Annotated in this window: 19 protein-coding genes; 12 read left to right on the top strand and 7 right to left on the bottom strand. The window is 59.1% G+C overall.

The annotated features are described in order from the left end of the window. Positions 1 to 287: 287 nt before the first annotated feature. Both istB and istA read right to left on the bottom strand, forming a co-directional pair. The gene (istB, locus tag JOD78_RS18360) at positions 288 to 1058 is read right to left on the bottom strand and encodes an IS21-like element helper ATPase IstB (protein ID WP_245202201.1); all 771 of its coding nucleotides are present in this window, start codon (positions 1056 to 1058) and stop codon (positions 288 to 290) included. Further along, complete coding sequence (istA, locus tag JOD78_RS18355) at positions 1042 to 2574, bottom strand: IS21 family transposase (RefSeq protein WP_209567289.1); 1533 nt, start codon at positions 2572 to 2574, stop codon at positions 1042 to 1044. Before istA ends, istB begins: the two co-directional genes overlap by 17 nt. Positions 2575 to 2744: 170 nt before the next feature. Between istA and JOD78_RS18350 the strand changes: the two genes are divergently transcribed. Further along, complete coding sequence (locus JOD78_RS18350) at positions 2745 to 4247, top strand: hypothetical protein (RefSeq protein WP_209567287.1); 1503 nt, start codon at positions 2745 to 2747, stop codon at positions 4245 to 4247. A 165-nt stretch (positions 4248 to 4412) separates the two neighbouring features. Here the strand turns inward: JOD78_RS18350 and JOD78_RS18345 are convergent, their stop codons facing one another. The 3 genes from JOD78_RS18345 to JOD78_RS18335 all read right to left on the bottom strand — a co-directional run bounded on the left by JOD78_RS18345 (position 4413) and on the right by JOD78_RS18335 (position 8608). Further along, a complete protein-coding gene (locus tag JOD78_RS18345; RefSeq protein ID WP_209567285.1) occupies positions 4413 to 6089 on the bottom strand; it encodes a Na+/H+ antiporter in 1677 nt (558 codons plus the stop codon). Between the two features lie 236 nt (positions 6090 to 6325). Further along, positions 6326 to 7600: an oxalate/formate MFS antiporter gene (oxlT, locus tag JOD78_RS18340; RefSeq protein WP_121045131.1), complete on the bottom strand. Its 1275-nt coding sequence runs from the start codon at positions 7598 to 7600 to the stop codon at positions 6326 to 6328. Positions 7601 to 7825: 225 nt separating this feature from the next. Beyond that, positions 7826 to 8608: a GntR family transcriptional regulator gene (locus tag JOD78_RS18335; RefSeq protein ID WP_121045129.1), complete on the bottom strand. Its 783-nt coding sequence runs from the start codon at positions 8606 to 8608 to the stop codon at positions 7826 to 7828. Positions 8609 to 8805: 197 nt separating this feature from the next. Here JOD78_RS18335 and JOD78_RS18330 point away from each other — a divergent pair, with 197 nt between their 5' ends. Together JOD78_RS18330 and JOD78_RS18325 are read left to right on the top strand one after the other, a co-directional pair. Then, complete coding sequence (locus JOD78_RS18330; RefSeq protein WP_121045125.1) at positions 8806 to 9096, top strand: nucleotidyltransferase family protein; 291 nt, start codon at positions 8806 to 8808, stop codon at positions 9094 to 9096. Continuing rightward, positions 9093 to 9464: a DUF86 domain-containing protein gene (locus JOD78_RS18325; protein ID WP_121045124.1), complete on the top strand. Its 372-nt coding sequence runs from the start codon at positions 9093 to 9095 to the stop codon at positions 9462 to 9464. Before JOD78_RS18330 ends, JOD78_RS18325 begins: the two co-directional genes overlap by 4 nt. 103 nt (positions 9465 to 9567) lie before the next feature. Here JOD78_RS18325 and JOD78_RS18320 read toward each other — a convergent pair whose 3' ends face one another. Continuing rightward, entirely contained in the window at positions 9568 to 10539 is a 972-nt protein-coding gene (locus JOD78_RS18320; protein ID WP_209567283.1) for a LysR family transcriptional regulator, read from the bottom strand. A 175-nt stretch (positions 10540 to 10714) separates the two neighbouring features. Here JOD78_RS18320 and JOD78_RS18315 point away from each other — a divergent pair, with 175 nt between their 5' ends. Next, the gene (locus tag JOD78_RS18315) at positions 10715 to 11806 is read left to right on the top strand and encodes a tartrate dehydrogenase (protein WP_209567281.1); all 1092 of its coding nucleotides are present in this window, start codon (positions 10715 to 10717) and stop codon (positions 11804 to 11806) included. 76 nt (positions 11807 to 11882) lie between these two features. Here JOD78_RS18315 and JOD78_RS18310 read toward each other — a convergent pair whose 3' ends face one another. Continuing rightward, entirely contained in the window at positions 11883 to 13085 is a 1203-nt protein-coding gene (locus tag JOD78_RS18310; RefSeq protein ID WP_209567279.1) for an MFS transporter, read from the bottom strand. Positions 13086 to 13199: 114 nt separating this feature from the next. On the opposite strand from JOD78_RS18310, the gene JOD78_RS18305 reads away from it, so the two are divergent. The 8 genes from JOD78_RS18305 (at position 13200) to JOD78_RS18270 (ending at position 17592) form a co-directional block, all read left to right on the top strand. Continuing rightward, entirely contained in the window at positions 13200 to 14123 is a 924-nt protein-coding gene (locus JOD78_RS18305) for a LysR family transcriptional regulator (RefSeq protein ID WP_209567278.1), read from the top strand. Between the two features lie 96 nt (positions 14124 to 14219). Next, positions 14220 to 14888, top strand: coding sequence for a DUF2268 domain-containing putative Zn-dependent protease (locus JOD78_RS18300; protein WP_209567277.1), 669 nt, complete (start codon positions 14220 to 14222; stop codon positions 14886 to 14888). Between the two features lie 17 nt (positions 14889 to 14905). Further along, positions 14906 to 15175 (top strand): entry exclusion lipoprotein TrbK, encoded by a 270-nt coding sequence (gene trbK / locus JOD78_RS18295; protein WP_209567276.1) that lies wholly within the window; start codon positions 14906 to 14908, stop codon positions 15173 to 15175. Positions 15176 to 15184: 9 nt separating this feature from the next. Then, positions 15185 to 15931 carry a hypothetical protein gene (locus JOD78_RS18290; RefSeq protein WP_209567275.1) on the top strand — a complete coding sequence of 249 codons (747 nt, stop codon included), beginning with the start codon at positions 15185 to 15187 and terminating at the stop codon, positions 15929 to 15931. A 127-nt stretch (positions 15932 to 16058) separates the two neighbouring features. Beyond that, positions 16059 to 16475, top strand: a complete 417-nt coding sequence (locus JOD78_RS18285) for a hypothetical protein (RefSeq protein ID WP_209567274.1) — start codon at positions 16059 to 16061, stop codon at positions 16473 to 16475. Then, positions 16475 to 16930, top strand: coding sequence for a hypothetical protein (locus JOD78_RS18280; protein WP_121045101.1), 456 nt, complete (start codon positions 16475 to 16477; stop codon positions 16928 to 16930). The genes JOD78_RS18285 and JOD78_RS18280 overlap by 1 nt, the downstream gene beginning before the upstream one ends. Further along, on the top strand, positions 16917 to 17387 hold the full coding sequence (locus JOD78_RS18275; protein ID WP_209567273.1) for a hypothetical protein: 471 nt from the start codon (positions 16917 to 16919) through the stop codon (positions 17385 to 17387). Before JOD78_RS18280 ends, JOD78_RS18275 begins: the two co-directional genes overlap by 14 nt. 40 nt (positions 17388 to 17427) lie before the next feature. Beyond that, positions 17428 to 17592 carry a hypothetical protein gene (locus JOD78_RS18270; RefSeq protein WP_158601284.1) on the top strand — a complete coding sequence of 55 codons (165 nt, stop codon included), beginning with the start codon at positions 17428 to 17430 and terminating at the stop codon, positions 17590 to 17592. The last annotated feature ends 28 nt before the right edge of the window (positions 17593 to 17620 follow it).

Here is a 17620-nt window from a genome sequence, read left to right as displayed (position 1 = left end):
AGAATTACCTCACAATAAGAATCACGTACTTTCCTCCTCGCAATAGTAACGTGAGACGTAACGGGATATACCTACGTTAAGACTTAGACTAATTAGCTTCACTTTAGGTGTTGGGGTAACACAGAGGCTAGTTGAGATCACAAAGAATTAAAATAAGGGGCTGTGATTGGCGAAGCACAACAAATTCGACGCGTCTGGGCCTATGGCCGTGTGATATTGCGTTTAATAATGACCCTGGCTTTGCATCGAATCGTGACCCGCAAAAATTTCCGTCTTCGTATAGTTACTTAGTCTGTTGTCCTCTCTTTCTTTATGTCGCGAGTTGAGCTGGTCTTGAAGCGATAGCTATCATTACCTGTTTCTACGATGTGGCAGTGATGGGTAAGGCGATCGAGAAGGGCCGTGGTCATTTTGGGATCACCGAAGACGGCGCCCCATTCTCCAAATCCAAGGTTCGTTGTAATGATCAAGCTAGTGTGTTCGTAAAGCTTGCTGATGAGATGGAAAAGCAAAGCACCACCTGTTTGACTAAATGGGAGATAGCCAAGCTCATCAAGTATTACGAGGTCTGTGTGCTTCAGCCGAGTAGCCAGGTTTCCAGTCCTTCCCTGTTGCTTCTCTTGCTCCAGCAAGTTCACTAGTTCTATGGTTGAGAAAAAGCGAACACGGGCGTTGTGGCGCTCTATAGCTTGAATACCAATGGCACTGGCCAAGTGCGTCTTTCCAGTGCCAGGACCGCCGAGAAAAACGATGTTTTGCCAGCTCTCCATGAAATTGCAAGAATGCAATTTTCGGATTAACGGCTCATTAACCTCGCTGGCCTGGAAGTCAAAGCCGTTGAGATCGCGATAAGCCGGGAATTTGGCGACCTTCATTTGATAAGCGAGCGAACGCACCTCCCGTTCCGCAACCTCTGCTTTGACGAGATCTGAAAGAACAGGCAGCGCCGCTTGAAATGCAGGGGAATTTTGCTCAGCTAAGTCTGCCACGGCTTGCGCCATGCCCCGTAACTTGAGGACGCGCAACATCTGTATCATAGACTCAGGCTGCGTCGACATGGTCGTTGTCCTTTCCTCTCAAAGTGTCATACCGTCCAACGTCGGCCGTCGGTTCTTTAGTCAACTGGAGTGCCTGTGGTGCTGTGATTTTGGGTGCGGGGCCGTTATCCAATAACCGGCTGAGTATATTGAGCACCACTTGCTTAGATGGCGCGCCGCTTTTGAGGGCTCCTTCCACAGCAGCTAGAACTGTCTGTTCGTCATGGAACATAACCAGGGCAAGAATCTCAACCATTTCGCGATCTCCGCCGGCGCGCCGTAGCAAAATAGATTGCATCTCTTTGAAGGCAGTTGGAAGCTCTGAAAACGGCGCTCCATTTCTTAATGCCCCAGGTTTGCGTTGTAGAACCGCCAAATAGTGACGCCAGTCGTAGATTGTTTGGCCGGGCCCGTGATCTCGATTGATGACTCGGATGTGCTCAGCTATGGGACGCCCCTCGGCAATGAAGACTAGGTGATCCGCGTAGATCCGGAGGCTTACAGGACGATTGGCGAATGACGAAGGAACGCTATATCGATTGCGGTCAAGCGTTACGAGGCATGTCGGTGATACACGTTTGGATTGCTCAACAAAACCGTCAAATATCTTTCCTAGTGGCATGAGATGTGAACGTTCGTTTTGCAATACATCCCACACGGCGGTGTCTAGCTCAGGATGCCTAGCCTGCTTCCATAGCCTTTGGCATTCCGCTGCCAGCCATTGATTCAACGCATCAAGCGTGGCAAACGCCGGGGCCTTCTGCCAGATTCGATTTCGGCTATCTCGAACATTTTTCTCAACTTGCCCCTTTTCCCAGCCGGATGCCGGATTGCAGAATTCGAGGTCAAAAAGATAGTGGCTGGCCATAGCCATGAAGCGTGCATTTACGTCCCGTTGTTTGCCTGACTTAACTTTGTCAACAGCCGTTTTCATGTTGTCGTAGATGCCACGACGGGGAATTCCACCGAAGGCCTCGAAGGCGTGGCCATGTGCATCGAAAAGCATCTCATGGGTCTGGAGCAAATAGGCTCTCAGGAAAAATGCTCGGCTATGGCTGAGCTTGAAATGGGCAATTTGTAGTTTTGTCCGCTCGCCAGAAATTACGGCCCAGTCTTCGCTCCAATCGAACTGAAATGCCTCTCCAGGAGCGAATGAAAGCGGAATATATGTTGATTTGCTCGCAGATTTGACCCTCTCCATTTGACCCACCTTCCACCGCCTACCAAAGGCGGCCACACGGTCATACGACCCTTCATATCCCAGTTCTTTTAGATCCAGGAACATCTGTTTCAGGGTTCTTCGTTGCTTTCGAGATTTAACGGACTCAGCGCTCAGCCAAGCGGAGAGCCTGGGAGCAAACTCATCAAGAGAGCTCGGTGAATGCCTTGCTGGGTATGCTGGTTCGATCGCGTCCGACCGGATATAACGGCGAACCGTATTGCGGGAGATGTCCAGGCGGCGGGCGATTTCCCGGATTGAGATATGGTCTCTAATGTACCAGCGTCGAATAATTCCAAGTAGGGCCACGTTTATCACTCCGTTCTCCCGCTCGCTGTCATGAGCAGGATTGTGGTCTAAACATGGGTCAACTTAGGATGCAAATTTCCTGAGAAAGTGGGTCAGATTTAAATGCAATTCAACACATTAAGGATCAACTGAACCACTTAGTCGCTTACTTTGCTTTAGATTCGTTTGCGTTGATCCATGTGAGCGACAGCGAAATTAAAGCCGAAGTGGTTGACGCTCTTTACACCGGAGAGATTACTGGTTGGCGGCCGGCCGATGAGCGCGTGCTGGTGAATGCCTATATCACCGATAAAACCCTGAAGACCTTATGGTTGGGAAGTACACACCGCAACGTTTCTGTACGTCCGAATAGCAAAGTAATTAGCGGATTGGACTTGGCCGATGCAATCGACCCATTTGGTGATTCCACGTTCGTGGCTGGAGCGGTTCGCTCTGACAAAGCAGGGGTAAGTTTGAAACGAAGCGGGCTTTGGTTCCGACCGTCAAAGTCTTGGGTAGACTTGGGTGACATTGCAAAAGCTGTTCTTGACGTTCTTGTCGAGACCCAAGCACGAATTGCTACGCTCAGTTATCAGGTTCACTGGGGACTGGCCACCAATGTATTCGATTTATCAGGAGTTGGTCCAGCATATGACGTTGAATGGGCTGAAGCCGATACGTTAAAAGGTAGTCAGCGCCGCCGAAAACTTGAGGACCTGAAGTCGCGCTTTGATATTGAAATTGGTGGCGCAGCAGTTGCAAATAAGGATGTTTCGATTAATGTTACCGACAAATTAGACGGAACAACGTGTGCGTTTGTCTTGCAACCGACCTTCACGTCGGACCGGCTTGTTCTTGCTGTCACGGGCGCAGTACCCGCACAATTCAGCGACTTTGTGAATCGAATTGAAGCTGATCCTGAATTTATCCGAGTTTATTACGATAGCTGGCACACTATTGCCAATGCGAGTCTGAGCCTTGCTGTTGTGCAAGACCGGCCGTTCGACTTGGAGTTTCTGGATTTCGCGCCTGGAACTAACTACGACGTGGACAAGGAGAAGCCGCCTGGACTGCCGGTTCCGATTGCAGATATTTTTACGGACGCAGATGTCAGCCTATTTAAATGGGTTTTCAAGGATGGCTTGCGGCAGATGGGATTGTCGCAGCCAGCTCCAGGAGCATGCTGGCTTTATTGCGATGATGGTTCCGGCGAAATTGCTGACTTCATACACATTGAATTAGTTAATGCGACGACTGGCATACCTAAAATCACGTTGATACACGTGAAGGGCGCGAATAGCAAAAAAACCTCTCGTAGAATCTCTGCTGGCGCCTACGAGATCGTTACTGCGCAGGCGATGAAGAATCTACGTCGTATGATTTCGAAAAGCATGATCCCCGATCTCACCGTGAGTATAGTAAAGCACCACGTTGGTAGAGTTTGGGACCAACCTTGGAGCGTAGGTCTTGTGTCTTCCGCGGCGACTGGCGTAGCCATGTTGGCTGCATTGGCTACGATTACGGCTAACTGCGATTATGAGGTCATAGTAGTTCAACCGCACGTTCTGCAATCCAAGTATTTGGTAGAGGGAACTCCCAATCTCAACACTGCCTCTATGCAGTTGCGCAGTTTGCTCTTTGGTGGGCAACTGCTGGCGCAAGCTGCGGGCGCAAAATTTCGCGTCGTCTCTGATAATCGGTAGTGGATGAATCAAGGATAGCCCTCTGGAGAAATGCCGGGGCTAATTGAAGCATGCTCGGTAATGAAATAGTGGTGAACCTGACGATCTTTCTTCTAGCAGTAGCAGAATCATACATATGATTTTCGCGCTTTTAATGGGACTGGGCACTTACTACCCTATGGCGGATCAGTGCCCCGGCCCGTTCAATGATCCCAGCAACCAGGTCTCGGCCATGTCGATCTGGTTGATGAGCATCAGGAAGGTCTCGTCATTGATGCGCTGTTCAGCGCGCAGGTAGTGCACTTCCAGCCGCTCGGCGCGGATTGCCTCCAGTCGCAGTTCACGTTCGAACTGCTTGAAGCGGTTGGCCGCGCGCTGGGTTTCTTCCGAATCACTCTCCGCATTCATGCGCATGCGATAGGTCGCCAACAGACTGCCGCTGACTTCCATCAACAACGCCAGATCGGATTCATCGAGATTGACGCCGATGCGTTCCTGCGCCTCCTCGATGGTGCGCACGGCTGCCTCCGACAGGCGCAGGCGCGCCATCATTTCCTCGGCGCGGCGGCGCTTGACCTCGGCATCGAGCTGCAGATCCTTGAGCATCCACGGCAGCAGGAAGCTGCCGAACAGCAGCGAGCACAGGATCACGCCGGTGGCGAGAAAGATCAGCAGGTCACGCGCCGGGAAGGGCGTATGTTCCTTCAGCAGCAGCGGGATCGACATCACACCGGCCAGCGTAATGGCCCCGCGCACGCCGGAAAGCGCCGTGATGCTGATGAGCCGCAAATCGAACTTGCGGTTGCGCCCGCTCTGGCCGCGCAGGGCGGAGGCGAAGCGGCGCATGCGCAGGTTGATCCAGACCCACACGAAGCGCAGCACGATCAGCGCCACCGTGATGGCCAGGATGTAGACGAACAGATGCCACACCGGCACATTGCCCGCCATCTGCGCATCCACGTGGGCCAGGCTGACGATGCCCGGCAATTGCAGGCCCAGCAGCAGGAAGGACATGCCGTTGAAGACGAATTCCAGCATGGTCATGATGCTGCGTCCCTGCAAGCGCGTGGCCGCCGATTCGCCACCGGCCGTCTCCAGATAGGGCATCAGCATGCCGGCTGCCACCGCCGCCAGAATGCCGGACAAACCAAAGTGTTCGGCAAAGATGTAAGCCGTGAAAGGGATCAGCAACAGCAGCACCACCTGGATGCCCGGCTCGTCACCGGCCCATTCGATGATCTTGCGGCGGATCAGTCCGAAGCCCCAGGCCACGATCAGCCCCACGGCAATGCCGCCGGCGGCGATCAGCACGAAGGAAATGCTGGCGTCCAGCAGCGAGAAGGTGCCGGTGATGACGGCGGCAATCGCGAACTTGAAGGCCACCAGGCCGGACGCATCGTTCATCAGCGCCTCGCCCTCCAGCACGTGCTGCATCGAGGCCGGCAGGCGGCCCTTGCCGACGATGGACGAGACCGCCACCGCATCGGTGGGCGAGAGCACGGCCGCCAGCGCAAAGGCCGAGGGCAGCGAGATGACCGGGATCATCCAGTGGATGAAGTAACCCACGCCCACCACCGTGAACATCACCAGACCCAGGGCCAGCGCCAGGATGGGGCGCGCCAGGCGGAAGAATTCGCGCTTGGGCATGCGCCAGCCATCGGTGAAGAGCAGCGGCGGGATGAACAGCAGCAGGAACAGTTCCGGATCGAAGCTGATGCGCAGGCCGAACATGGGCATGGCCAGCACCGCGCCCAAGGCGATCTGGAACAGCGGCAGCGGCAGCTTGAAGGGAGCCAGCCGCGCGACCACGCCGGAGACGGCGACGGCCAGCAGCAGGATCAGGACGGTGAAGACGATTTCCATGAGGCAGCAGGTGATGTTCTTGTGATGAGGCGCGGGTGGGTCAGACCGGCAGGGCTGCAAGGAGTTGCAGACGCGTTGCAGGCGAGTTGCAATGACTTGCAACAAGCTTGCAAGTATACGGTACCTGCGCGGTACAAGCTCGGCAGCCATGTGCCACTGCATCAGGAGAAGGCGCGGGCAAAAACGACGATGCCGGCACAAGGCCGGCATCGGGGAACGCGGGGAGAGCAGGGGGCTTAGTTGCCGGCCTTGGCCAGATAGCGTGCGCGCCAGGGTTTGAGCACCATCAGCGCCAGACAGGCGGTGAGGATGTCCAGCGTGATGGCGGTCCCGAAGACCGGATGCCAGCTGCCGGTCTTCTCATGCATCATGGCCGCCAGCGGGCCGCCGAAGATCGAGCCGATACCTTGCGAGATGTAGAGCCAGCCATAGTTGGCGGTGGCGTTGCGGGTGCCGAAGGTGTCGGTCAGAGTCGAGGGGAAGAGCGAGAAGATCTCGCCCCAGCCGAAGAAGACGATGCCCGACAGCAGCACGAACAGCACCGCATTCTCGCGCGTGGCCAGCCACAGCGCCATGGCCACGCCTTCCAGCGCGAAGGCGAAGAACATGGTGTTCTCGCGGCCATAGCGATCCGAGATCCAGCCGAAGAAGGGCCGCGTCAGGCCATTGGTGAGACGGTCGATGGTCAGTGCCAGCGGCAGCGCGGCCAGTCCGAACACCATCACGTTGGCCACGCCGAAGTCACGCGCGAAGGTGGCCATCTGCGAGGTCACCATCAGGCCCGAGGTCGACATCATGGTCATCATCACGAACATCAGCCAGAACAGGGGCGTACGCAGCATCTGGCGCGGCGCCAGGTCGAGCTTGCTGGCGGCAATGGCCGGGGCCGGCATGGCGGCTGCATGGCTGGCGTCAGGCGAGCGCAGGGCCTGTGCGGCCAGCACGCCGATCACCGCAAACACCAGGCCGAATTGCCAGAGCGTGGTTTCCAGCCCGGCGCTGGCCAGCGAGGCCGAGATCGGGAAGGTGGTCAGGATGGCGCCCATGCCGTAACCGGCCGCCACCATGCCCACCGCAAAGCCGCGGCGATCCGGGAACCAGCGCACCATCTGGCCGACCACGCCGACATAGACGATGCCGGTGCCGAGTCCGCCCACCAGGCCATAGGCCAAATAGAACATGCCAATGGTGGAGGCTTGCGCCGCCAGGATCCACGACAGGCCGGACATGAAGGTGCCGATGGCGATCAGGCGGCGCGCGCCGAAGCGCTCGATGAGGCTGCCCTGGAAAGGCGAGAAGAAGGTCTGCAGCACGATCAGCATCGAGAAGGTGATCTGCAGTTCCGACAGCGGCACGCCCAGCTTGGCCGTGAGCGGCTTGGTGAACAAGGTCCACACGTATTGCGGACTGGAGATGGCCATCATGCAGATCAGGCCGATCAACAGCTGGAACCAGCGGTTGCGCAGCAGGCCCTGCGCGCTCGCCGGGGCGGTTTGGGTGAGGGTGGTCATGCGTTTCTCCTGTACAGAAAGCCAGAGTGGGACGGTCAGCCTTGCCGGATCGGGCAGGATGCCGCTGGACTGAATTTATGTATGCATAAATCCTGCCAGCCACAAAAGCAGCTTTCGTGCCATTTGCTCCAGGGCAAATCCGGCACAGGAAAATCGGTGCAATTCTTCTTCGGGAGCGTAAAAACCCGCCTGCGACCCGCAGTTCAGGCGCAAAGCTTCACTTTTTCAGCCAAAACGCTTGCGGCGGGTGGGTGTCGTTGCCGGTGCGTTGCCCGGCACCGGTGCAGCCTGCACCGACTCGGCGCGCACCTGTTCAAGGCGGGCGATGGTGAGGCGCTCGACCACGGTGTGGCTGTCTTCGATGTGACGCGCGATCAGCTCGCCAGCCAGAGCGGCATCGCTGCGGGCGATGGCATCGAGGATGGCGCGGTGTTCGGCGTAGGTGTCATCGATGCAGTCGCCATAGGCGAAGTCCAGGCGACGCATGATGCGCAGCTGGTTGGCCAGCTGGCGATAGACGGTATCGGCCTCGGGGTTGCCGGCCGCCTGCACCAGCGCGCAGTGGAAAGCTTCGTCCAGGGCCGCCACGGCCAGCCCGTCGGGCAGGCGGTCGCTGGGGGCGCACTGCCAGATCGCGCCTTGTTCGGCCACCAGCTGCTGGCGCACGCCCGGGGCGATGCGCGGGGAGCACAGCTTGCGCACGGCGTGCAGCTCCAGCATCTCGCGCAATTCGTAGAGGGAGGCAAAGCGCGCCAGGTCGATCGGCACCACTTCCCAGCCATTGCGGAAGTGGCCGCGCACCAGGCCTTCGCTCTGCAGGCGCATGAGCGCTTCACGCACGGGCGTGCGCGAGACCTGCAGCCGTTCGGCCACGTCGTTCTCGGCAAAGCGGTCGCCGGGCAGCAGGCGGAAGGCGTAGATGTCATCGCGCAGGCTGGCATAGACGGTGTCGGTGAGCTTGCCGGCACGGCGGGTGGCGAGATCGGCGGGCGCTTGGCTGGACGTCATGAAGGAAGTGGCTGGGCGGGTGGACGGGGTTGGCGGCTATCTTAACGCGGGGGTGGGGGCGGATGGAAGACGGACGGTCCTGCCCGCGCAACAGCGGCGGCCTTCGGGGCAGGGCATGAAGCATGCAGAAATAGTGCTTGAGGCACTATTCTTCCTTGCATATCATCTCAACGAGTTCTGAAAAGAAAGGATCCCCCATGCGGCCGTCTGTTGTGCTTGACATGAAGCGAAGCGCGGTGCGCGAAGCGGTAAGCCGCTTCCGCACGGCCAATCCACGCGTCTTCGGTTCGGTACTGCACGGCACCGACCGCGAGGGCAGCGACATCGATCTGCTGGTCGATGCGCTGCCGGGCGCCACGCTGTTCGATCTGGGCGGCCTGCAGGATGAGCTGGAAGCCTTGCTGGGCCTGCATGTCGATCTGTTGACCCCTGGCGATCTGCCACCGAAGTTCCGGGCGCAGGTGCTCGCGGAGGCCAGACCGGTATGAGCGTGAACCGCTTGACTGACTACCTGGACCACATGCAGCAGGCTGCCAGCGATGCCTGCAGCTTCGTGAAGGGCACGTCCAAAGCGGAATTCGTTGACGATAAACGAACCCAGCAGGCCGTCATCATGAGCCTCATCATCATCGGTGAGGCCTCCACGAAGGTGATGGACCGCTATCCCGAGTTCGCGGAGGCACATACTGAGGTACCGTGGCGCAGTATGCGCGGCATGCGCAACCGCATTGCCCACGGCTACTTTGACATCAATCTCGACGTGGTATGGGATACCGTGCAGACGGCTCTGCCGGAGCTGCTGAAGCTGCTGCCCGAGGCGCGCAAGAGTGCGCAAGTCCAAGAAGGCCAGCAGTAAAACCGCGTCAGCCAAGACGCCTGAGGCTGGCGGTCTTCGCCAACGGAAGTGACTTACGAAACTTCGCGAGTGCATTGCGGGCCTTGCCCGCTCTGTTCCTGCCTTACTTTTTCTGTGAATGCTTCGTGCCGCGTGTGCCCAACACGGTAATACGCGGCTTGGGCGAAGTTTCAGCCAACTCACGCGCAATGAAATCCACAAAGCTGCGCACCCGCGTCGACAGCTGCTGGCGCTGTGAATACACCGCAAAGATATCCGCATTGGGCGTCTGCCAGCCCGGCAGCACCTGCACCAGCCGCCCCTGTTCCAGATAGCTGCGGATATCCCACTCGGCACGCATGAGGATGCCGTGCCCATCCAGCGCCCACTTCACCGCGATCTCGCCGTCATTGGTGGTGAGGTTGCCGCGGATCTTGACCGTCTCCGTTTTGCGCGAAGCACCGCTGCCCGAAGACAGCTTCCACACCCCATAAGCCTCGTCACCCTGGCGGATGCCCACGCAATTGTGTTTGGCCAGGTCATGCGGCGTCTGCGGCATGCCCCTGCGCCTGAGATAGTCCGGCGAAGCGCACAGCAGGCGCGCATTGGACGCCAGCCGCCGCGCTACCACCCGGGTATCGGGCGGTTCGCCGAAGCGGATGCAGACATCGAAGCTGTCCTCGGTCAGCGGCGGCGGCATCACCGACAACTGCAACTGCACCGACACCTGCGGATGGCGCGTCACGAATTTGGAAATCACCGGCGCCACATGGCTGCGCCCGAATCCCAGTGTGGCATTGACCCGCAGCAGGCCTTCCGGGCGGCGCTTGGAGCTGCCCAGCAGTTCGGACAATTCATCGATCTGGTCGAGGATGCGGCGCGCATGTTCCAGATAGAGCTCGCCCTCGGGCGTCAACATCATGCGGCGCGTGGTGCGGTTGACCAGCGGCACGCCGGCCCGCGCTTCCATCAGCGTGAGGTGCTTGCTGACCGCCGCCGTGGTCAGCCCCAGCTCGCGCCCGGCCGCAGAGAGACTGCCGGCCATGGCCAGCACGGAAAAGAAACGCAGGTCGGCGGGGAGGACGGTGTCCTGCATGAAACCTCGCAAGGGAAACAAGAAACGGATTGTTGAATCCAGGTTAAGAATGCTTTAAGTCTAGCACCGGTTCCTATCCTTTCAGTATGGGTAAAGTAGCCTGCATGCAAAGACGCGGCGTATGCCGTCATTTTGCGAGACCCCACACTGCATCTCATCAAGAAAGGCTGGAGACATGAAAACCTATCGCATCGCAACCATCCCCGGCGACGGCATCGGCAAGGAAGTCATTCCTGCGGGCCGCCAGTTGCTGCAAGCCCTGGCCGCCGCCCGTGCCGACCTCGCTTTCGACTTCGAGGACTTCGGCTGGGGTGGCGATTACTACCGCCAGCACGGCGTGATGATGCCCGCCGATGGCCTCGATGCCCTGCGCGACAAGGACGCCATCCTGTTCGGCTCGGCCGGGGATCCGCACATTCCGGACCACGTGACCCTGTGGGGCCTGCGCCTGAAGATCTGCCAGGGCTTCGACCAGTACGCCAACGTGCGCCCCACGCGCATCCTGCCGGGCATCGACGCGCCCCTCAAGCGCTGTCGTGCCGAAGACCTGAACTGGGTCATCGTGCGCGAGAACTCCGAAGGCGAATACGCCGGAGTCGGTGGCCGCGTGCACCAAGGGCATCCCATCGAAGCGGCCACCGATGTCTCGATGATGACCCGCGCCGGCGTCGAGCGCATCATGCGTTTCGCTTTCAAGCTGGCGCAGTCGCGTCCGCGCAAGCTGCTCATGGTCGTCACCAAGAGCAATGCGCAGCGCCATGCGATGGTGATGTGGGACGAGATCGCGGTGCAGATTGCCAAGGAATTCCCGGACGTGAAGTGGGACAAGGAACTGGTCGACGCCGCCACCGCGCGCATGGTCAACCGTCCCGCCACGCTGGACACCATCGTGGCCACCAATCTGCATGCCGACATCCTCTCCGACCTGGCCGCTGCGCTGGCGGGCAGCCTGGGCATTGCGCCCACCGGCAACATCGATCCGGAGCGCCGCTATCCGTCCATGTTCGAACCCATCCACGGGTCGGCCTTCGACATCATGGGCAAAGGCCTGGCCAATCCGGTGGGTACCTTCTGGTCGGTGGTGATGCTGCTGGAACACCTGGGCGAGCACGATGCAGCGGCGCAGGTGATGCAGGCCATCGAAGCCGTGACGGCCGATCCGACGCTGCATACGGGGGACCTGGGCGGCAAGGCGACCACGGTGCAGGTGACCGAAGCGGTCTGCAGTTTCGTGGCCAAGGCGGCGCGGGTGCAGCAAGTGGCTTGAGTGATGCGTCTTGAATGAGGAAGGCCGGCTTGATGCCGGCCTTCTTGGTTGAGGCGCTGAGCGCAGCGGCGTGCTGTCAGCGCGGTGAGAGTTTCGCCACGATGGTAGCCATCACCACCGTCAGCATCGCAATCCCCGCCGCCAGATAGCCCACCTGACCGGCGCCCCACGAAGACAGCGCCGCGCCACCCACGGCGGCACCGAGCGCGATCCCGCCATTGGCGGCCGAGACATTGAGCGTACCGGCCAGCGCCTGTGCGCCCGAAGCAGCCTTCATCACGCGGATCTGGCAGATCGGATAGAGCGCCGTATTGGCGATGCCCCATACCGCCAGTGCCAGCGCAAAGGCCCAGCCCGCCAGGCTCAACAGCATGCTGCCCGCCATGCCCAGCGCGAGGATGGCGCAGAAGAGGGCGGTGGTGGCGAGCGGCTTCTGATCCACCCACAACCCGCCCAGCCAGTTGCCGACCAGGCCGACCGCGCCAAAGCCCATCAACCACCAACCGACATGCGCGGGGGCGATGCCGGCGGATTTTTCCAGTATCTCGGCCAGATAGGTATAACCCGTGAACATGGCCGTGAAGACCAGCACCGACAGTGCCACGTTGGCCAGAAAGAAGGGGCTCTTCAGGATGCGTGCCTGCGCCGCCATGCCACCGCTGGGGGCACTGCGCACGCGCGGCACCACAGCCGCGATCAGCACTGCCACCTGCAGCGACAGCAGCGCCAGCAGGCCGAAGGCGGCACGCCAGCCGACGGCCTCCGACACCAGCGTGCCCAGCGGAATACCGAACAGCATGGCCGCCGAGATGCCCAGATAGACCGTCGACACTGCACGTCCGCTTTTTTGCGGTCCGGCGATCTGTGCCGCCGTCTCGCTGGCCGTGCCCCAGAACACCGGCAGTGCCAGCGCCGGCACCAGGCGCGCGACGGCCAGGATCCAGATGTTCCAGGCCAGGGCGGCCAGTGCATTCGAGAGCGCGAAGATCACCAGGATGACGATGAACAGGCGCTTGCGTTCCAGATGCGCCAGGCTGGCCGTGAGCAGCGGACCGCACAGCATCACCACCACGGCAAAGAGCGTGACCAGCTGGCCGGCACTGGCCACGCTGATGCGCAGATCGCGCGCCAGTGCGGGCAGCAGGCCAACGATCAGGAATTCAGTGGTCACGATGACGAAAGCGGCCACCGCGAGAATGGCGATCGAGGCACTGCCGCCCTGCGTATCTTGCGCTGGCTGAGTGCGGGTGCGCGCGGTGGCGCTGGGGGCAGCTGGCATGGGAAAAACTCCGTTTTGAATTTGGGCCCGCCATGGTAGGTGAGAAAAAATGTCCACTGTTGGATATAAAATCGTCACTTATCTGGAAAAATATTCCATCTGCGGGAGTGCAAGATGTCGCCACTGGAAAGGCTGAAAGGTCTCGAGACCTTTGTTGCCGTCGTCGAAGCCGGGAGTTTCACGGCGGCGGCGGAGCGTCTGCATCTCACCAATTCAGCGGTGGGCAAGGCCGTGGCGCGGCTGGAGGAGCGGTTGAAGCGCCCGCTGTTGCAGCGGGGCCGGCGGCGCGTTGAGTTGACCGATGCGGGTGATGCGTTTTATCAGGTCTGCGTGCGCGTGCTGGATGAGTTGAAGAGCGCCGAGGACATGCTGGCCTCGGATGAGTTGGCGCCTTCGGGACGCCTGCGCGTGGACATGCCGGCCACCTTTGGCCGCCTGCGCGGCATGGGGTCGCTGCTGGCCTTTGCGGAGAAACATCCGCAGGTCACGCCGCAGGTGTCCTTCACGGATCGCTTCGTTGATCTGGTGGAAGAGGGGCTCGATGTGGTGGTACGCATCGGGGGCGGCGACGTCTGGCCGGCCACGCTGGGTTATACCTGCCTCGGACATGAAGAACTGGTGTTCTGCGCTGCGCCGTCCTATCTTGCCCGCCGTGGCGAGCCGCGCACCCTGCAGGAATTGCAGGCACATGATGCGGTGCTGTATGCGCGTGCGGATGGCAGCAGCAGTCCGTGGCTCATCAAGGACGGCGATCAGCCGGTGGTACGGCAGCATGCGGAAGGGCGCATCATTCTTGGACAGGCCGAGGCGCAGGTGGCGGCGGTGCAGGCGGGATTGGGCATTGCGCAGCTGGCAACCTGGGTGGTGGAGCAGGCCTTGCGCGAGGGCAGCCTGGTGGCTATCCTGCCCGCGCATGTGACGCAGGGTTTGCCTCTGCATATCGTCTGGCAGCGCAGCCGTGAGCATTCGGCCAAGGTGCGGGCGGTGGTGGGGCATTTTGAGAGGACGCTGGGGATTGGGGCGATGATCGATACGTAATCGTGGTTCAATGCTCCCTCTGCAGGGGGAGAGGGAGCCTTCGCAATGCGTTGTCCCACAGGCTTTCGGAACGGCCATGATTTTCATGAGGGGTTCATGACGATTCATCTGCATTTTCTCGATGCGCGTGCAAGCCTGACGCCCTTGCGCGCATGGATAAGCGATGCACTGCTGCAGACGCATGCCAAGGCTGCGCAGCTGTTGCCCTTGCAGCCGCTGGATGTGGTCATACAGGCCGGACAGCAGGTGGTGCCGGAGAAGGGGCTGCTGGGATATGCACCGCGCCCCGGGCTGATCCACCTCACCATCGATCCCGGTCATCCCGCGCTGCTGGCCAATGCACAGTCTTCGTTGGAACGCATGTTCGCCCACGAATTGCATCATGCCGCGCGCTGGGATGGTCCCGGGTACGGGGCGACCCTGGGCGAGGCGCTGGTGTCGGAGGGGCTGGCGGGGCACTTCGCGCAAGAGCTCCTGGGCGGGGATCCGGAACCGTGGGAAACGCTGGATATCCTGAGCATGAGCGAGATCATCGCGCTGGCGCTGCAGATGTGGAGTCGCGACGATCATGATCACGGGGCCTGGTTCTTCGGGACGGAGGCGTTGCCGCGATGGGTGGGGTATTCGCTGGGTTATCAGATGGTGGGCAGGTATGTCAGGCAAGGCGAGAGGCGGACCGCTTCCGGCTTGGTTGCGGTGGAGGCCGAGGCATTGCGCAACATGCTGGCGGAAATGCTCGCGCTTGCCCAAGGGCGGGATCGGTGAACCGGATTTGAATTGATATGAAGGAGCGCAAGCAAATTGCGCACGGTATCATTCTCCTTTTTCAAGTATCAACGAGGAGTCGTGATTTGAAACCACGCGCCAATCTGGTCATCGCAGTCATTGCCGTGGCCATCATGGTTGTCTTCGCTTACCGAAGCTTCACCCGTCAGCCGGCAAAAATATCGCCAACGCCAAATGCCGAAAGCTGTACCCCGGAAGCGATTCGAAAAGTCAGCGATGTTCTGGAACGATCGATTTTGTCGTCGCGTTGTGCGAAGAAAGAATAATCGGACTGAATGCGCCGTTATCAACTGCACAGTGAACTTGAAATAAACAAAGAAAAAGGGGAACTCATGAAGCTGCGGAAGACGATATCCGGAATGTCAGCCAGAAACTGGCTCTTGTCCCTTACTGCGTCAACGTGCCTGCTGCTGGGTGACCCGGCCCAGGCCGAGCCCGCGCAGCCCTTCACCAGCGCGGCGCAGGAGCAGGCTGCAGGTACCAAGGGCGTCGTGCTGATTTCAGCCAACTGGGGACGCAGCTGGGGCTGCGGCCGCAACGACTATGCACAGTTGCAGTTGTTGGGATTTGACAAGATCGAGCCTGGCACCCGGCCCTTGAGCCAGCGTCCCGAGCTGGTCATTCAGGGCGCGGAATCAGGCAATGCACAGCAGATTCCCTTTTCCAATTACGCCTTCCTGGTTGATCCCGGTGAGTATGAATTCAGTCTCTATCTGATTCATGTGGCGCGTTCCATGACGCAAACAGCGCATTTCAGTGGTGACCGCAAGAGCCTGTTTCAGGACGGGCGCTCCAAGGTAGGCAGTTTCAAGGTCGGTGCCGGAGAGATCGTCTACGTGGGGCACTTCGCGCTCGACTGCGTGCAGGCCCCCATGCCCTGGCGCTTCTATCCGGAGACGCGGGCCGACTTCACGCAATATCTGGACAAAGTCAAACAGCAATATCCTGATCTTGATACGTCCAAAGCCGTGTTCCGTCTCTTTGAGACCAAGTTGATCGGCAAGCCGTATGTCTTGCCATGAGTGGAAGAGCAGGTCATTGCGGAAAGATGGACGAGCGTCGATAGTGAATCGCATCGCACTGCCATTTGTCTCAAGTTTTGAGCGGAAGTAAATCGATCGTCAGCAGTCGTCGCACATCGGCAGGAAAATGAACGCCAGCGAAATCTACGAAAAAGTCACCACATCGGCGGATCGCTTCGGTGCCAGGAATCCGCAGCAACTGGCGTTTCTTCGCTCGGTCCTCGGCAAGTGCGAACAGCAGCAACTGGCCAAAGCACTGACTGATTTATTTGCGCAGGAAAATGCTTTTGAGCGCCAGGCGCTGGGCGGCCTGTTGTTGATGGCGTTGCGGCCGGCGTATGCCGCCGATCTGCGCGGTCTCATTCTGTCGGTACTGGATCATTGGGACCGCAGTGTCGGGCAGCTTCCTTGTTATCTTGCTTTCCTGCACGGCGCAGATCGTTGCAGGGAGTGCCTCGCGGCCGTGCTGGATGCAGAGCACGATGAGGTCCGGCGACAGAAGCTGGAAACGATGTTGTGGTGGATTCGCAATCAGCATGATTGATGTCATGCTTCGTCGCCTGGATGGGCGGAAAGATATTCAGCTGCATCATGAAAAAAGTGGCTGCCATTGCCTTGGCGTCCGGATTCGACTTTGCGCATGCAACAGAAATCGGACGTATAGAATTTCAACCGCATAGCGGGCTGAGCATTGTTGTGCGCGATGTGTATGGCCAATCAGCGTGTGCTGTATCCTTCGAAGCCATCCTGGGTTTCAGAGTCCTGGACGAACTCTACCTGATGGAATACTGGCCCGGTTGCTCAACCAAAAATGGATGGCTCTTCCTTATCCAGCAAGGTGGTTGGGCGGATCAGGAACGTTCTCGGTCTGGCACCTGCCTGCATGGTCTTCACCCGGATGTGAAAGAGTATCTGGTGACTGGTATCAACGAATGTGTTTCGGTATTCAGCCTGGAGGACCCTGCGGTGAAATCCGCTTTCGACCATGAGCAAAGATGAAAAAAGAGCCGTCTCCGACGAAATCACCAGGCTGGTGGCAGAGCTGACGTTCATGATGGGCGTTCTTGAAAAGGTACCTGATGCGTCCGTGCTCGCCGCCCACTGTCGCGAACTGCTTTCCTTCGAACTTCAACAGGACAGGCCTGCTCGCAAGACCTATCTGAACGGCATGAAAAAGGAGCTGCTCGTGGTCGCCCGCGAGACCATGGGAGCGAAGAGCTGGGCATCATTCAAGGCCATCCTCGCTCGTGATGCTCTGTTTGGAGAAACCTATCTGCATAAGATCCGGAATGAGGGCGTGATCCGGGACGAGGATGAATACCGCAAAGTGCTCATCGAACTTGATCTGCTGATCAATGGTGATGAAGGAGCGAGCCCTGCACCAGAGCAGGTGCGTCTGGTAACTGACGTCAACGCCATACTTGCCCGCTCGCCGTTCTTTCAGGTTCGCGATTGATCATGCTGTGCCAGCGAGAAGCGCATTTCTGATTCAGGCAATGAATGCGCAGGCCGGGAGAAATGACCGGCTGGATATCGCGCAGTGTTTTGAGGTGCAGGGCATTGATCGGCAGCAATTGGGGGCCGCTCCTTTTGATGAAATACCCCCGCTCATATTCTCCGTGCAGAAACAATTTTTGCGGCAGTTGCAACTGCTCGATTGATCGCACGGGGCCGCCGTGAGCTCGCCTG

It is taken from the genome of Herbaspirillum sp. 1130 (genome assembly GCF_017833835.1).
Lineage (GTDB): Bacteria > Pseudomonadota > Gammaproteobacteria > Burkholderiales > Burkholderiaceae_D > Herbaspirillum > Herbaspirillum huttiense.
The sequence above is the reverse complement of the archived record's forward strand: the minus strand, read 5'-3'. Positions and strand labels throughout refer to the sequence as shown.

Coding starts and splice junctions, on each gene's coding strand:
- JOD78_RS18315 (WP_209567281.1), top strand. CDS start 10,715: ATGAAAACCTATCGCATCGCAACCATCCCCGGCGACGGCATCGGCAAG.
- JOD78_RS18300 (WP_209567277.1), top strand. CDS start 14,220: ATGACGATTCATCTGCATTTTCTCGATGCGCGTGCAAGCCTGACGCCC.
- JOD78_RS18285 (WP_209567274.1), top strand. CDS start 16,059: ATGAACGCCAGCGAAATCTACGAAAAAGTCACCACATCGGCGGATCGC.
- JOD78_RS18335 (WP_121045129.1), bottom strand. CDS start 8,608: ATGACGTCCAGCCAAGCGCCCGCCGATCTCGCCACCCGCCGTGCCGGC.
- JOD78_RS18325 (WP_121045124.1), top strand. CDS start 9,093: ATGAGCGTGAACCGCTTGACTGACTACCTGGACCACATGCAGCAGGCT.
- JOD78_RS18290 (WP_209567275.1), top strand. CDS start 15,185: ATGCGCCGTTATCAACTGCACAGTGAACTTGAAATAAACAAAGAAAAA.
- JOD78_RS18320 (WP_209567283.1), bottom strand. CDS start 10,539: ATGCAGGACACCGTCCTCCCCGCCGACCTGCGTTTCTTTTCCGTGCTG.
- JOD78_RS18310 (WP_209567279.1), bottom strand. CDS start 13,085: ATGCCAGCTGCCCCCAGCGCCACCGCGCGCACCCGCACTCAGCCAGCG.
- JOD78_RS18270 (WP_158601284.1), top strand. CDS start 17,428: ATGAATGCGCAGGCCGGGAGAAATGACCGGCTGGATATCGCGCAGTGT.
- istB (WP_245202201.1), bottom strand. CDS start 1,058: ATGTCGACGCAGCCTGAGTCTATGATACAGATGTTGCGCGTCCTCAAG.
- trbK (WP_209567276.1), top strand. CDS start 14,906: ATGAAGGAGCGCAAGCAAATTGCGCACGGTATCATTCTCCTTTTTCAA.
- JOD78_RS18330 (WP_121045125.1), top strand. CDS start 8,806: ATGCGGCCGTCTGTTGTGCTTGACATGAAGCGAAGCGCGGTGCGCGAA.
- JOD78_RS18275 (WP_209567273.1), top strand. CDS start 16,917: ATGAGCAAAGATGAAAAAAGAGCCGTCTCCGACGAAATCACCAGGCTG.
- JOD78_RS18345 (WP_209567285.1), bottom strand. CDS start 6,089: ATGGAAATCGTCTTCACCGTCCTGATCCTGCTGCTGGCCGTCGCCGTC.
- JOD78_RS18280 (WP_121045101.1), top strand. CDS start 16,475: ATGTCATGCTTCGTCGCCTGGATGGGCGGAAAGATATTCAGCTGCATC.
- JOD78_RS18305 (WP_209567278.1), top strand. CDS start 13,200: ATGTCGCCACTGGAAAGGCTGAAAGGTCTCGAGACCTTTGTTGCCGTC.
- oxlT (WP_121045131.1), bottom strand. CDS start 7,600: ATGACCACCCTCACCCAAACCGCCCCGGCGAGCGCGCAGGGCCTGCTG.